General features: G+C 73.0%; 9 protein-coding genes and 1 pseudogene. 1 reads left to right on the top strand and 9 read right to left on the bottom strand.

What is annotated here, in order from left to right; genetic code table 11:
* Positions 1-4: 4 nt before the first annotated feature.
* From ACQP6G_RS11445 to ACQP6G_RS11435, 3 genes are all read right to left on the bottom strand, one after another.
* Complete coding sequence (locus tag ACQP6G_RS11445; protein WP_429764445.1) at positions 5-952, bottom strand: ABC transporter permease; 948 nt, start codon at positions 950-952, stop codon at positions 5-7.
* A complete protein-coding gene (locus ACQP6G_RS11440; RefSeq protein WP_429764444.1) occupies positions 945-1,949 on the bottom strand; it encodes an ABC transporter permease in 1,005 nt (334 codons plus the stop codon). Before ACQP6G_RS11440 ends, ACQP6G_RS11445 begins: the two co-directional genes overlap by 8 nt.
* Before the next feature lie 94 nt (positions 1,950-2,043).
* Positions 2,044-3,687 (bottom strand): peptide ABC transporter substrate-binding protein, encoded by a 1,644-nt coding sequence (locus ACQP6G_RS11435; protein WP_429764443.1) that lies wholly within the window; start codon positions 3,685-3,687, stop codon positions 2,044-2,046.
* Positions 3,688-4,083: 396 nt separating this feature from the next.
* Between ACQP6G_RS11435 and ACQP6G_RS11430 the strand changes: the two genes are divergently transcribed.
* Complete coding sequence (locus tag ACQP6G_RS11430) at positions 4,084-5,073, top strand: hypothetical protein (protein WP_429764442.1); 990 nt, start codon at positions 4,084-4,086, stop codon at positions 5,071-5,073.
* A 19-nt stretch (positions 5,074-5,092) separates the two neighbouring features.
* On the opposite strand, the gene ACQP6G_RS11425 is transcribed toward ACQP6G_RS11430, so the two are convergent.
* The 6 genes and pseudogenes from ACQP6G_RS11425 to ACQP6G_RS11400 all read right to left on the bottom strand — a co-directional run bounded on the left by ACQP6G_RS11425 (position 5,093) and on the right by ACQP6G_RS11400 (position 14,000).
* Entirely contained in the window at positions 5,093-5,677 is a 585-nt protein-coding gene (locus tag ACQP6G_RS11425; RefSeq protein ID WP_429764441.1) for a hypothetical protein, read from the bottom strand.
* Between the two features lie 173 nt (positions 5,678-5,850).
* Entirely contained in the window at positions 5,851-7,215 is a 1,365-nt protein-coding gene (gene lat, locus ACQP6G_RS11420; RefSeq protein WP_429764440.1) for an L-lysine 6-transaminase, read from the bottom strand.
* A 58-nt stretch (positions 7,216-7,273) separates the two neighbouring features.
* Positions 7,274-7,729, bottom strand: a complete 456-nt coding sequence (locus ACQP6G_RS11415) for an Lrp/AsnC family transcriptional regulator (RefSeq protein ID WP_429764439.1) — start codon at positions 7,727-7,729, stop codon at positions 7,274-7,276.
* Positions 7,726-9,609 carry an ABC-F family ATP-binding cassette domain-containing protein gene (locus ACQP6G_RS11410; protein WP_429764438.1) on the bottom strand — a complete coding sequence of 628 codons (1,884 nt, stop codon included), beginning with the start codon at positions 9,607-9,609 and terminating at the stop codon, positions 7,726-7,728. Before ACQP6G_RS11410 ends, ACQP6G_RS11415 begins: the two co-directional genes overlap by 4 nt.
* A gap of 61 nt (positions 9,610-9,670) precedes the next feature.
* Positions 9,671-10,573, bottom strand: a pseudogene (locus ACQP6G_RS11405) (glycoside hydrolase family 76 protein).
* Positions 10,574-10,946: 373 nt separating this feature from the next.
* Positions 10,947-14,000, bottom strand: a complete 3,054-nt coding sequence (locus ACQP6G_RS11400) for an alpha-mannosidase (protein WP_429764437.1) — start codon at positions 13,998-14,000, stop codon at positions 10,947-10,949.
* Positions 14,001-14,040: the final 40 nt, after the last annotated feature.

The following is a 14,040-nucleotide window of genomic DNA, read 5'->3' as shown; positions in this document are numbered from 1 at the left end:
CGGATCACCGGAGCCTCGGGTCGAGGGCGTCGCGCAGGGCGTCGCCGAGGGCGACGAGCGCCAGGACCGTGAGGACCAGGCACCCGAGCGGGTACAGGAGCAGGTACGCGTACCCGCCGGTCACCCAGTCCGCACCGTTCGTGATCATGATGCCCCAGCTGATCGCGGGCGGCCGGACGCCGATGCCGAGGAACGCCAGCACCGCCTCCGTGCTGATCACGCCGGCGATCGCCGTCGGCACGAGCGCCGTGACCGGGCCGATCGCGTTGGGCAGCACGTGCCGCACCATGACGCGCAGGTCGGACGCGCCGAGCGCGCGGGCCGCCGTCACGTAGTCGAGGTTCTTGGCCTCGAGCGTGGCCGCGCGGACGTACCGCGCGTACGCCATCCAGCCGAACATGGTGAGCACCACCGCCGGCAGCAGGATGACGTCGAACGTGCCGCCGCCCACGCTCACCTTGCGGAACAGCGTGAGGAGCAGCAGCGCGGCGAGCAGCAGCGGGATGACGAGGAAGACCTCGATGGTGCGGGACACCACCGAGTCCACCCACCCGAGGTAGTACCCGGCCAGCAGGCCCAGCGTGACCCCGATGAGCAGGGACGCGCCCACCACCACGAACGCCAGCGTCAGCGACGGGCGGGCGCCGTGCACGAGCTGGGCGAGCAGGTCGCACCCGTGCACGTCCGTGCCGAGCGGGTGCTCGCCCCCCAGGCCCTGCGGCCGGATCTTCGAGTCCCCGATGACGCAGCTCTGCGGGTTCGTGCTGGTGAACAGCCGCGGGAAGGCCGCCATCGCTGCGAAGAAGACCACGACGACGGCCGCCGCGATCACGTCGGGCCGGCGGCGCAGCCGGCGCCAGGTGTCGCCGCCGAGCGACGTCGACGCGTCGACCGCCGGCGCGTCCGGGGTGGCGGTGGCCGCCGTGGGTCCGGGAGCGGCGCGTTCAGGCATAGCGGATCCTCGGGTCGAGGGCGGCGTAGGCGATGTCGACGACCAGCATCACGACCACCGTCACGGCGGCGAGGATCGTCACGATGCCGAGGATGAGCGCGACGTCCGCGGCGCGGACCGCCTCCCAGAGCACCCCGCCCATCCCGTAGATGTTCATCATCCCCTCGGTGACGACGGCGCCCGCGAGCGCCTCGGTGAAGGTCAGTCCGACGGCGGTCACCACGGGCACCGCGGAGTTGCGGATCACGTGGTGCGTCACGACGTGCCGCTCGTTGAGCCCCCGCGAGCGCGCGGTGCGCACGTGGTCGCCCGCGTACGACTCCAGCTGGCTCGCGCGGACGAGGCGGATGAACGCCGCGGACCCGGCGAGGCCGAGCAGGATGCCGGGTACGAGGAGCGTCGCCCACGGGTGGTCGTCGTCGAACGACGGTCTGAACCACAGGGCGGGCAGGCTTCCCGCCCCGAACGTGTCCTCGGCCCAGCCGTTCAGCGGCACGGCGAACACGTACCGGTACACGAGCAGAAGCACGAAGATCGGGAACGCGTCGATGAGCACCGACGTCAGCCGGATGCCGTGGTCGGCGGACCGGTCGCGTCGGCGGGCGGCCGCGGTGCCGAGACCCATGCCGAGCACGAACCACACGATCGTCACGACGAGGAACAGCTTCAGGGTGTTCGGGGCGGCGGTCGCGACGATGTCCGTGACCTCGCGCCCCCGCAGGTTCGTGCCGAAGTCGCCCTGCGCGTACTGCCCGAGGCGCTCCACGAACGGGCCCAGGCACGGGTTGCCGGTCTGGTCGTAGCAGGGGTCGTCCAGGCCGAAGCGTGTCTCCACGGCGGCGAGCTGCGACTCCGTGGGCACCTTGTCGCCGAAGAACGCCAGGGCGGGGTTGCCGTTGAGCTGGATCGCGAACGTCGTGAGCAGGTGCAGCACGAACATCACGAGCAGCAGGGTGGCCACCCCCAGGAGGGAGCGGCGCAGGATGTAGCGGCCCATTCACGGAACTTTCTGGTGGTGCGGGGAGGGACGCTGGTTGAGCTTGTCGCGACCCGTGCGACAGCGGTCTCGACAAGCTCAACCAGCGAACTGACTAGCCGTTCGTGACCTCGAGGAGGCGCAGCTTCGGCTCACCGCTGAACGGGTCGAGCACGACGTTCGACACGTTCTCGCTGTAGTAGTCGGTGTTCTGGGCCACGAACAGCGGGATGGTCGGGAAGTCGGTCGCCAGGATCTTCTCCGCCTCCTGGTACTGCGTGACCGCCTCGTCGAGGGTCGCGGCCTCGTCGCCGGCCTTGACGGCCGCCTCGAAGTCCGCGCTGTAGTAGCCGAACTCCACGTTGCCGTTCTTCTCGTCGCCGCTGGCGTACACCGGGGCGAGGTAGTTCTCGTTGAGCGGGTAGTCCGGGAACCAGTTGGCGCGGAACGGGCCGGAGAAGTCGCGGGCCGCGCGCCGGGCGAAGTAGTCCGGCGTCGCGTCGAGCTCGTACGGGATGCCGAGCGTCTCCTGGATGGAGTCGCCGACCGCCTTGAACAGCTCCTGCTCGGTGGCGTCCTGGCCGAGGTGGATGGTCAGCTTCTCGCCCTCGGGCCAGCCGCCGGCCTTCTCCAGCGCCGCCTTGGCGGCCTCCGGGTCGAAGGTGCACCACTCGCAGGTGCCGCCGGTGCCGCCGGGCACGACGTCGGGCACCACCCAGCTGTCCGCGGGAACCCGCTGGCCGGGCAGCAGGGCGTCGATGATGCCCTGCCGGTCGACGGCGAGCGAGATCGCCTTGCGGAACTCGACGTCCGTCCACGGGCCGTCCTTGTACAGCGGGAAGGCGAGGTAGGTCAGCGCGGCGCCCGGGCCCTCGACGTACCTCTCCTGCAGGTCGGGGTCGTTGGCCGCGGCCTGCTGCTCGGCCGGCGGCGGCACCGCGAAGTCGAGGTTGCCGGCCTGGAAGTCCGGCCAGTTGTCCTCGCCCGTGTACTCGGTCCACTCGATGGCGCCGTACTCCGGCGTCTCCTCGAGCGTGTAGTCCTCCCACCGCTGGGCGGTGAGGTTCACGCCCTGGTCCCACTTCTCGACCTGGAACGGGCCGTTGCCGATCGGCTGCACGGCGCACGCCTCGATGTCGTCGAGGCACGCCTGCGCGATCGGGAAGAAGCCGGTGTAGCCGAGCATCGTGGCGAAGCCCGCGAACGGCCCGGTGAGGGTGACCTCGAGCGTCTGCGGGTCGACGACCGTCAGGCCCGACAGCGTCTCGGCCTCGGGCTCCTTGGTGACGTTGCCGTCGTCGTCGGTCTCGCCCTGCATCTCGTCGTAGCCGGCGATGCGCTCGAAGAAGTAGTTGTTCGCCATGGCGTTCGGGCCGTACGCGGCGTAGTTCCAGGCCCGGGCGAACGCGTCGGCGTCCACCGGCTCGCCGTTCTGGAACGTCAGGTCCGGCTTGATCTTGATCGTCCAGACCGTGTTGTCCTCGGTCTCGACGCTCTCGGCCACGTAGTTGTACGGCTCGGTCGTCTTCGGGTCGTACCGGACCAGCCCGTCGTAGACGACGTCGAGCACGGAGATGTTGTCCCCGACGTTCGAGTCCATCGGCAGCAGCGTCTCGACGTCCTGGGAGAGGGCCAGGTGCAGCGTGGCGTCCGGGTCGCTGCCGCCGCCTCCCCCGCCGCCGTCAGTGCCGTCGTCGTCCCCGCCGCCGCCCGAACAGCTCGCCAGCACCAGCGCCACCGCTGTCGCCGTGGCTGCCACTGCAGCCTTTCGCCCCATCGTCACCGGCTTCTCCCCACGTCCTGGTCGCTCAACGCGCCGTTGCCCTGCCGTGCTCACGTCGTCGTGCACGTCCCGCCGACCGTGCGCACGGGCCCGCGACGGCGTTGCCGTGGAACATATCGCCATCATGGCCTCCCGTGGTGAAAATCACTGTTAAGGATGGGTAACGATCGACCGCGTGTCGCACTGCAGACGCTTCCGGTCACCACCCGCGGGACCTCGCGTCCTCACGGCGGCAGTCCAGGCTCGCGGCGGCAGTTCGAACTGCCGCGGTGGGGCGAAACTGCCGCGACGACGCTGCCCCCAGGCCGGGTCCCTCCACAGCCGCACGTCGGACGGCGCCGCGCCGAGTGCGCGCCGAGCACGATCCCGGGCATGAGCGACGACGACCGCACCCTCCTGATCGCACGGCACCACGACCCCGCAGAGCTGCGGCGCGCGACCGCCGCGCGCGAGATCGAGCGCGTGCGCCGAGGCGCCTACCGCGTGCCACGGGCCGGCACGCGCGACCCGCATGCCCACGCCCGCGACCACCTGGCCGCCGTCCACCGGCAGCTCGACGCCGACCACGTGTTCAGCCACGAGTCGGCGGCCATGGTCTGGGGCGTGCCGCTGTGGGAGACGCCGTCGACGACGCACGTGCTGCAGCGCTCGGGCGCCAGCTCGCGATCGGCCCGCGACATCGTGCGACGGCGCGGGTTGCCGGAGCGCTGGGTGCAGCGCGAAGGACTGCCGATCACCAACCTCACGCGCACCGTCGTCGACTGCGTCACGACGATGCACCCGCTCGGCGGCCTCGTCGTCGCCGACTGGGCGCTCGGTCGTGGCCTCGACCGTGCGGAAGCGGTACGGCTGCTCGCCGGGCGACGCCGCGGGGTCCGTAGGGCGCGCCTGCTGCTCGACCTGGCGGAGGGGCAGGTCGACCCGCCGTGGGAGACCTGGCTGCGGTACGTGGCGGTGCGCGCCGGCCTCCCGCGACCCCGGACGCAGCTCAGGGTGGACACGCGTGCCGGGCGCTTCTTCGTCGACGTCGCCTGGCAGGACCACGGCGTGCTCGCCGAGTTCGACGGCCGGATCAAGTACCGCGACGGCGCCTTCGGCCCGGGCTACGACGCCGAGCAGGCGCTGTTCGACGAGAAGGTGCGCGAGGACGCCATCACCGAGCGGCTCGGCGTGCGGCCGCTGCGATTCGTCGCCCGGGACGCCCGGAACCCCGACGGCGTCGCGCGACGCCTGCTCGCACGGTTCCCGGCCGACGTCCGCCGCGCGGCGCGGATCCACCCGCTGCTGCCGCCCCCGCCACCGCCTTCACGCGCTCAAAGCGGCAGTTCGCGTTCGCGACGGCAGTTCAAACTGCCGCAGTGAAGCCGAACTGCCGCCGCGGTCAGAGGCGCCGGGCGATTCGTGCGAGGTCGACGACGGCGGCCGTCACGTCGTCGAGCGCCCGGGCGGTGCGCTCCGGGTCGCCGTCGACCTCGAGCGAGTGGTCGCCGCCGTCCACCGCGAGCACGCGCGCGCCGGACGCCGCGGCCAGCGCGCCGTCCCACAGGCCGTCGGCGGTGCCTCCGACGAGCAGCGCCGGCACGCCCGACGTCCCCAGCCCAGCGGCGGCGTCGCGCACCTCGGGCGCCCGGTCGGTGGTGAGCAGCGGCGTCAGCCACGCCCCGGCCAGCCCCAGCTCGACGGCGACGGGCAGCGCCAGCGTGCCGAGCGACTTCGCCAGCACCAGGTGCGTCGCGTCGGGCGCGGCGGCCACGCCGTCCCGCAGGACGTCGGCGTAGACCCGCCGCGCGACGTCGAAGTCCGGTCGCCCGTCCCACACGACGGTCCGCACCGTCCAGCCAACGGCACGCAGCGCCTCGGCCGGTCGCGCCAGCACCGGCCCCTCCGCCGTGTACCCGACGCCGGGCAGCACCCTCAGCACCAGCCCTGGGTCGCCGTCGTCCTCGACAAGTCGATGACTGCTCACGGCCCGAGCCTGCCACGCCCCGACCCCCGACGACCAGGACACAAGAAGAGCCGGGTCCGGACATCGGGCGCACGGTAGTCACACCCGAAGTGGAGGGCGCCCTGGCGCCCGTGAACGCTACCGTGCGCCCGATGTCCGGACCCGGCGTCAACCGCGCCAAAGTGTCGGTCTGATCAGCCGCCGACCCGCGAGACGACCGTGTCGAGTGCTGCGACCGCATCGTCCAGCACGGACTCGTCCACCGTCAGCGCCGGTCGGAACCGCACGGACCGCTCCCCGCACCCGAGGATGAGGAAGCCCTCCGCGTGCAGCCCGGCGAGGACGGCGTCGCGCACGTCCCGCGACGGGAGGGACACGGCGCACATGAGCCCTCGGCCACGGGGGTCGGAGACGACGCCGGGGTGCGCGACGGCGAGCGTCTCGAGCCTCGACAGCAGGCCCGCGCCGACGCGCGCGGCGCGCTCGATCAGCCCCTCGGCCTCGATCACCTCGAGGATGCGGCGCGAGCGGACCATGTCGGCGAGGTTGCCGCCCCAGGTGGAGTTGATGCGGGAGGAGACCCGGAAGACGTTGTCGTCGATCTCGTCGACGCGGCCGCCGGCCATGACTCCGCACACCTGGGCCTTCTTGCCGAAGGCGACGACGTCGGGCTGCACGCCGAGCTGCTGGTACGCCCACGCCGTCCCGGTCATGCCGACGCCGGTCTGCACCTCGTCCAGGACGAACAGGGCGTCGTGCTCGTGGCACAGCGCCTGCATGGCCTGGAGGAACTCGGCGCGCAGGTGGTGGTCGCCGCCCTCCCCCTGGATCGGTTCGGCGACGAAGCAGGCGATGTCGTGCGGGTGCGCCTCGAACGCGGCGCGGGCCTCGGCGAGCGCCCGGGCCTCGAGCGCCTGGACGTCGCGGAGCCCGCCGTCGGCGTCGTGACCGGGGTAGGGCGAGCTGATGCGCGGCCAGTCGAACTTGGGGAACCGGGCGACCTTGCCCGGCTCGGTGTTGGTGAGGGACATGGTGTAGCCGGAGCGGCCGTGGAACGCGTGCTGCAGGTGCAGCACCTTCGTGCCCAGCTCGGGCGAGCGGCCGTGCGCCTCGTTGTGCCGCGACTTCCAGTCGAACGCGACCTTGAGCGCGTTCTCGACGGCGAGGGCGCCGCCGTCGACGAAGAAGAGGTGCGGCAGGGCGTGGTCGCCGAGCACGCGGGCGAAGGTGTCGACGAAGCGGGCGAGCTCGACGGTGTAGACGTCGGAGTTGGACGGCTTGTTGATCGCGGCGCGGGTGAGCTCCTCGCGGAACAGCGGGTCGCGGAACAGGGCCGGGTGGTTCATGCCCAGGGGGTTGGACGCGAAGAAGGTGAACAGGTCGGTCCACTCCCGTCCGTCGCGGGCGTCGACGAGGGTCGAGCCGTGCGAGCGGTCGAGGTCGAGCACGAGGTCGAAGCCGTCGACGAGCAGGTGCTCGCGCAGCGACTCGAGGACGGCGGTGGCCTCGATCGAGCCGCCGACGCTGGGGGCTGTGCGCTGAGAGATTGTCTCGGTCATACCCCGACGGTAGAGGAGAACTTCCTGCCGAACCAGAGCGATGCCGAAAGAATTATTGTCAGTGCGCCAGCGGGTGCCCTTCGAAGTACGTCCGGAGCACCACGGTGGAGCGCGTCGACACGCTCGCCTCGCGGCGGATGACGCCGAGCAGGTCCTCCAGCGCCGACGGCGAGGGCACCCGCACCAGCAGCAGGTAGTTCGCGTTGCCCGCGACGGACCAGCACGCCTCGATGCCAGGCACGTCGCGCAGCCGGTCGGGGGCGTCGTCGGCCTGCGACTGGTCCAGCGGCGTGATCTCCACGTACGCCGCGATGGGCAACCCCACGGCGTCGGGGTCGACGACGGCGCGGTAGCCGGTGATCACGTGCCGCGCCTCCAGCTTGCGCACCCGTGCCTGCACGGCGGACTGCGACAGCCCCGTCACGCCCGCGAGCGCCGCCAGGGTCGCGCGCCCGTCCTCGCGCAGCGCGCGCACGAGCGCCCGGTCGACGTCGTCCAGCGTGCCCTCGCTCATCCCGCCACCTCGGCGGACTCCAACCAGGCCATCTCGAGCTCCTCCTTCTCGGCGCCGAGCTCCCGGAGGCGCTCGTCGAGGGCCGCCACCGCGGTGTAGTCCGTCGGGTCGGCGGCGATCTGCTCGTGCAGAGTGTTCTCCTCGTCCGCGATCCGAGCCAACCTCCGCTCAATCCGTGAGATTTCCTTCTTGGCGGCCCGCACCTCCGCCGTGGAGGCCCTCGACGACGTCGTCGCAGGTCGCGATGCGGAAGCGGCGGCCCCTGCGGCGGCCGGCGGGGCGTCCGCGGGCGCGGCGGCCGGGGACGTGCCCGAGGCACCCGCCCGCCGCAGCTCGAGGTACTGCTCCACCCCGCCCGGCAGGTCCCGCAGCGCGCCGTCGCCCAGCAGCGCCCACTGCCGGTCGCACACGCGCTCCAGCAGGTACCGGTCGTGCGAGACGACGATCAGCGTGCCGGGCCAGCCGTCCAGCAGGTCCTCGACGGCGGCGAGGGTGTCGGTGTCCAGGTCATTGGTGGGCTCGTCGAGCAGCAGGACGTTCGGCTCCGAGACGAGCAGCCGCAGCAGCTGGAGACGCCGCCGCTCGCCGCCGGACAGGTCGCGCACGATCGTGTGCGCCCGCTCGCGGGTGAAGCCGAGGCGCTCGGTGAGCTGCCCGGCGGTGAGCTCCTTGCCGTCGACGACGACGGTGCGCTTCTCGCGGTCGACGACCTGCACGGCGGTGAGGTGGCCGACGTCGTCAAGCTCGCCGACGTCCTGCGTCAGCTCCGCGACGTGCACCGTCTTGCCGCGCCGCACGCGCCCGGAGTCGGGCTCGCGGCGCCCGGCCAGCAGGGACAGCAGCGTCGTCTTGCCCGCGCCGTTGACGCCGACCACGCCGTAGCGGTCGCCGGGGCCGAGGCGCCACGTGACGTCGTCGAGCAGCACGCGCCGGCCCGCCGCGTCGCGCGGCCCGGCCTCGTGACCCTCCCGCGCGGGGACGGTGACGGTGACGTCCTCGAGGTCGAGCACGTCCTTGCCGAGGCGGCGGGTGGCCATCTGCGTGAGCTCGAGGGTGTCGCGCGGCGGCGGCTCGTCGTCGATCAGGGCGGCCGCGGCGTCGAGCCGGAACTTGGGCTTGGACGTGCGGGCGGGCGCGCCGCGCTTGAGCCACGCGAGCTCCTTGCGCAGCAGGTTGTTGCGCTTCTCGGCCGCCGTGGCGGCCTGCCGCGCACGCTCGGCGCGCGCCAGGATGTACGCCGCGTACCCGCCGTCGTACCCGTCGACGCCGCCGGACCCGTCGCCGCGCACCTCCCACGTACGGGAGCAGACCGCGTCGAGGAACCAGCGGTCGTGCGTGACGACGACCAGCGCCCCGGTGGCACCCGGGCGGCCGTAGCGGGCGGACAGGTGCTCGGCCAGCCAGGCGACGCCCTCGACGTCGAGGTGGTTGGTGGGCTCGTCGAGCAGCAGCACGTCCGGGTCCTCGACGAGCAGCGCCGCGAGCGCCACGCGGCGGCGCTGCCCGCCCGACAGGGTCGACGCCGGCTGGTCCAGGTCGAGGTCCGCCAGCAGGCCGGCGTGCACGTTGCGGATGCGGGCGTCGGACGCCCACTCGTGCGTCGCGTCGTCGCCGTGCACCAGGTCGCGGATCGTCGCCGCGTCGTCGTCGACGTCGCGCTGCACGAGCATGCCGAGCCGCGAGCCGCCCACCCGGGTGACACGACCGGTGTCGGGCGCCTGCGTGCCCGCGAGCAGGCGCAGCAGGGTCGACTTGCCCGCCCCGTTGGGGCCGACGACGCCGATGCGGTCGCCGTCGTCGAGCCCGAGCGAGACGTCGCGGAGGAGAGTGCGGGTGCCGATGGTCAGCGCGATGCCGTCCGCGCCGAGAAGATGTGCCACCCGACGAGGGTAGTCGCCCCTTCGAGCACGCGATCCGTCGCCTGCTCGAAGGGGCGGGGGCTCAGTACAGGATCGACGCCTTGCCGCGCGGCCACGCGAGGGTGGCGTAGATCTGCACCATGGCCGCCTGCTCGAGCAGCTCGGTGTGCTCGTCACCGGCGTCGAACAGCCCGGTCCCGGAGTCCCGCGCCTCGCGCCACTGCGTGTCCGCGTAGTCCGCCATCGCGTCGCGGTAGGTGTGCCCGCCCGTCACCGACTCCAGGAGCAGCAGGTTCTTGAACCAGATCGAGTTGAAGAACATGGGCTGGCCGGCCAGACGACCCTCGGTCACGTAGAACCGGTACGAGGCCGCCGCGATCGCCTCCGCCTTCTCCAGGTAGCGCTCCTCGCCCGTCGCCTCGTACAGCAGCGTGTACGTGCCCACCGGGACGCCCTGGTTGTACGACCACTGCGTCCGGTCGATCGACCCGTCGAGCTTGACGTTGTCCCAGTACAGGCCGTTCGGCGCGAGCAGGTGCTCGTCCGTCCAGCCGACCATCTGCTCGGCTCAGTCGAGGTAGCGCTCCTCGCCGGTGAGCATGTACAGGCGGGTGGCGAGCTGCGCGCCGGGCATGGTGGACACGGTGTTGCGGTCGGTGCTCCACGGCGCCTGCGTCCAGAAGACGCCGCCCGGCGCCGGGTGGTCCGGGTCGGTGTCCCAGCCGGAGACGACCAGCTCGAAGATCTCCTCGGCCCGCTCGAGGGCCGCCCGGTCGCCCGTGGCCAGGTGCTGCTGCACCTTGGCCAGCGCGACCCACTCGTTGTCGTCGTAGAAGATGTCGCCTCCGTCGCCGTACGGGGCGCGGGCGTAGGAGTCGTACGCCGGCAGCCCGGTCGTGCCGCCGTCCGCGTTCCAGAACCGCTCCTGGCCCACCGACCGGTCCGCGAGGTCGTCGGTGAACGACCGACCCGCCCGCCCGGGCATCCCCGTGAGGTCGAGCGTCGCGACGTGCGCCTGGGAGAACGGCCACTCGTACGAGTACGGGCGGTCCTCGGCGCCGGACGGGTAGCGCTCCCGGTAGAGCCCCGACCCGTCGTCCACGTACAGGTGCTCCTGCATCGCCTCGTAGCTGGCCACGGCTCGGGCCTGCTGCGTGCGCGGCGACGTGCCGCTCCCGTCCTCCGACGCGGACGCAGGCACCGCCGCGGCCAGGACGCACGCCAGCGCGGCGACCGTCCCGACCGATCTCGCCCCGGCTGCTCTGGTGAACCTCATCGTTCGCTCCTCTGCTCGGTGGTGCTCGGCTCGGTGGTGCTCGGCTCGGTGGTGCTCGGTCCCCGCGTGGCGGTGCATGACGTCAGCGGCGCACGCGCAGCGTGACCACCTGGAACGGCGTCAGCTCGAGGAGCACGTCGTCGCCGTCGCGGTGCGCGGCGTCCAGCGGCCGCTCCAGCAGGTCCGTCACGACCACGCCGGTGTGCTCGAACGCCGGCGTGACACGGGCCCGGGCGCGGCCGCCGCGGCTCTCGTAGAGGCGCACGACGACGTCGCCGCTGCCGTCCTCGGCGAGCTTGACGGCCTCGACGACGACGGCGTCGTCGTCCACCGAGAGCAGCGGCTCGACGCCGTGGTCCCCCGCGACGACGCGCTCGGGCAGGTTGAGCGCGTAGCCGTGGCGGACGGCGTCGTCGATGCCGGCGCCGACGACGAGCTCGCAGGTCAGCTCGTGCTCGCCCTGGTCCGCGTCGGGGTCGGGGAACTTCGGCGCGCGCAGCAGCGAGAGCCGGACGGTGGTGCCGCGGGCGCCCTGGGCGTCGGTCGCGTCGGCGGTGCGGGTCCGGGTGATGTCGTGCCCGTACGTCGAGTCGTTCGCGACGGCCACGCCGAAGCCCGGCTCCCCCACGTGGACCCACCGGTGCGCGACGGTCTCGAACCGGGCGTGGTCCCACGACGTGTTGACGTGCGTGGCCCGGTGCACGTGCCCGAACTGGATCTCCGACGTCGCGCGCTCGGCGCGCACGTCGAGCGGGAACGCGAGCTTGAGCAGCTTCTGCCGTTCGTGCCAGTCGACGCGGGTCGTGATGCGCAGGCCGCGCCCGGCGACGGGGAGCGCGAGGTCCTGTTCGACGCGCGACGACCCGACCTCGCGCAGCACGCGCACCACCGGCCCGGACGCGCCGTCGGCGACCTCGATCTTCGCCGCGTCGACGAGGTCGGTCGTGCTGCGGCGGTAGTGCTCGTCGATGTCCCACGCCTCCCACTCGTTGGGGACGTCGCGGTGCAGCTGGAGCAGGTTCGCCCTCGCGCCGGGCAGCACGGCCTCGCGCCCGCTCGACCGGTCGACGGCGGACACGACGTGCCCGTTGCCGTCGACGACGACGCGCACGAGGTCGTTCTCCAGCACCCAGCCGTCACCCTCGGCCACGGGCGTCACGGTGCCCGCGCCTCGCGCCGCGTCAAGGGCCGTGCCGCCGAGCGCCGCGACGCCGTCGCGCGCGAACGGCCCGGCGTTCACGGCCACCGGCCGATCGCCCTCCCCGACCAGCGCCCGCAGCGCGTCGTCGACGATCTCCTCGAGCTCGCGGGCCACCTCGGCGTAGTTGCGCTCGGCCTCGCGGTGCACCCAGGCGATGGACGACCCGGGCAGGATGTCGTGGAACTGCTGCAGCAGGACGGTGCGCCACAGCCGCTGCAGCCGCTCGGCCGGGTAGTCCGCGCCGACGCGCACGGCCGCCGTCGCCGCCCACAGCTCGGCCTCGCGCAGCAGGTGCTCGCTGCGGCGGTTGCCGCGCTTGGTGCGCGCCTGCGACGTGTAGGTGCCGCGGTGGTACTCGAGGTACATCTCCCCGGTCCACGTGGCCGGGTTCGCGTACTCGGCCCGGGCGGCGTCGAAGAAGGACTGCGAGTCGGACAGCTCCACCTTCGGCGACCCCTCGAGGTCGCGCGTGCGCCGGGCCGCGGCCACCATCTCCCGGGTGGGGCCGCCGCCCCCGTCGCCGAAGCCGAACGGGACCAGCGACGTGTTGGCGCGGCCCTTCTCGGCGTACTGCCGCTCGGCCCGCGCGAGCTCCTCGGCGGTCAGCTCCGAGTTGTACGTGTCCACGGGTGGGAAGTGCGTGAACACCCGCGACCCGTCGATGCCCTCCCACCAGAACGTGTGGTGCGGCATGGTGTTGGTGTCGTTCCACGAGATCTTCTGCGTGAGGAAGTTGTCGCTGCCCGCCAGGCGGGCGAGCTGCGGCAGGGCCGCCGTGTACCCGAAGGAGTCCGGCAGCCACACCTCCTTCGGCTCCACGCCCAGCTCCTCGATGAAGTACCGCTTGCCGGCCACGAGCTGGCGGGCCAGCGCCTCGCCGCCCGGCATGTTGGTGTCCGACTCGACCCACATGCCGCCCACGGGCACGAACCGGCCCTCGCGCACACGCTCGCGGATCCGCTCGAACAGCTCCGGGTAGTGCTCCTGCACCCACGAGTACTGCTGCGCGGACGAGCAGGCGAACTTCACGTCCGGGTCCTCATCCATGAGCGCGAGCACGTTGGAGAACGTGCGCGCGCACTTGCGCACGGTCTCGCGCGTGGGCCACAGCCACGCGGAGTCGATGTGCGCGTGGCCGACGGCGTGCACCCGGTGGGCGGACGCCGCGGCCGGTGCGGCGAGCGCGTCCACGAGCGCCGCGCGGCCCGCGGCCGCGGTGCCGGCGACGTCGTCGGGGTCGACGGCGTCGAGCATGTCCTCGAGCGCGCGCAGCACCTCGGCCGCGCGCGGGCTCGTGGCGGGCAGCACCCGCACCAGGCCGTGCAGGGCGCGCACGTCCTGGAGCAGCTCCCACACCGTCTCGTCGACGAGGGCCACGTGCATGGTGCGCAGCGCGTAGATCGGGTCCGGCCCGGAGGTCTCCCAGGCGCCCATCGGCGTGGGCCGCGTCCACGCGCCGCCCGGCACGTCGGGGTTGGCGGCGGCCTCGACGTACACGTCGACGCGGCCGTCGGCGTCGAGCGCCTGGCCGGCGACGAGCGGCACGTGCTGGTTGCGCGGCTCGACGGCCTTGACGATGCGGCCGTCGGGGGTCCAGGCGGTGCCCTCGGCCTGGAAGCCCGGGCCCGCGCCGGTGAACCCGAGGTCGACGACGAGCTCCACGCGCGTCCCGGCGGGCGCCGCGTCCCCCGACCACTCCGCCGGCACGGCGCCCGTCACGTGGAACCACGTCGTGTCCCACGGCCGCCCCCAGGGAGAGCCGATCGCGAACGGGGCGTACGTGGCACGCGCCGCCTCGGCAAAGGGCACCGGCTCCCCGCCGACGGTCCACGCCTCGACGTGGAGCGGCCGGGTCTCGCGCAGGACGGCGGGCTCCAGCCAGTCGCGGGTGAACCGCTCGAGGCGCGCGGTGGTGCGGGCGGTGGTGTCGTGCATGGATCAGGCTCCTGATGACGGGGCGGGCGGTGGGACGGGC

Source organism: Isoptericola nanjingensis (assembly GCF_050311635.1).
GTDB classification, from domain to species: domain Bacteria; phylum Actinomycetota; class Actinomycetes; order Actinomycetales; family Cellulomonadaceae; genus Isoptericola; species Isoptericola nanjingensis.
The sequence above is the reverse complement of the archived record's forward strand: the minus strand, read 5'-3'. Positions and strand labels throughout refer to the sequence as shown.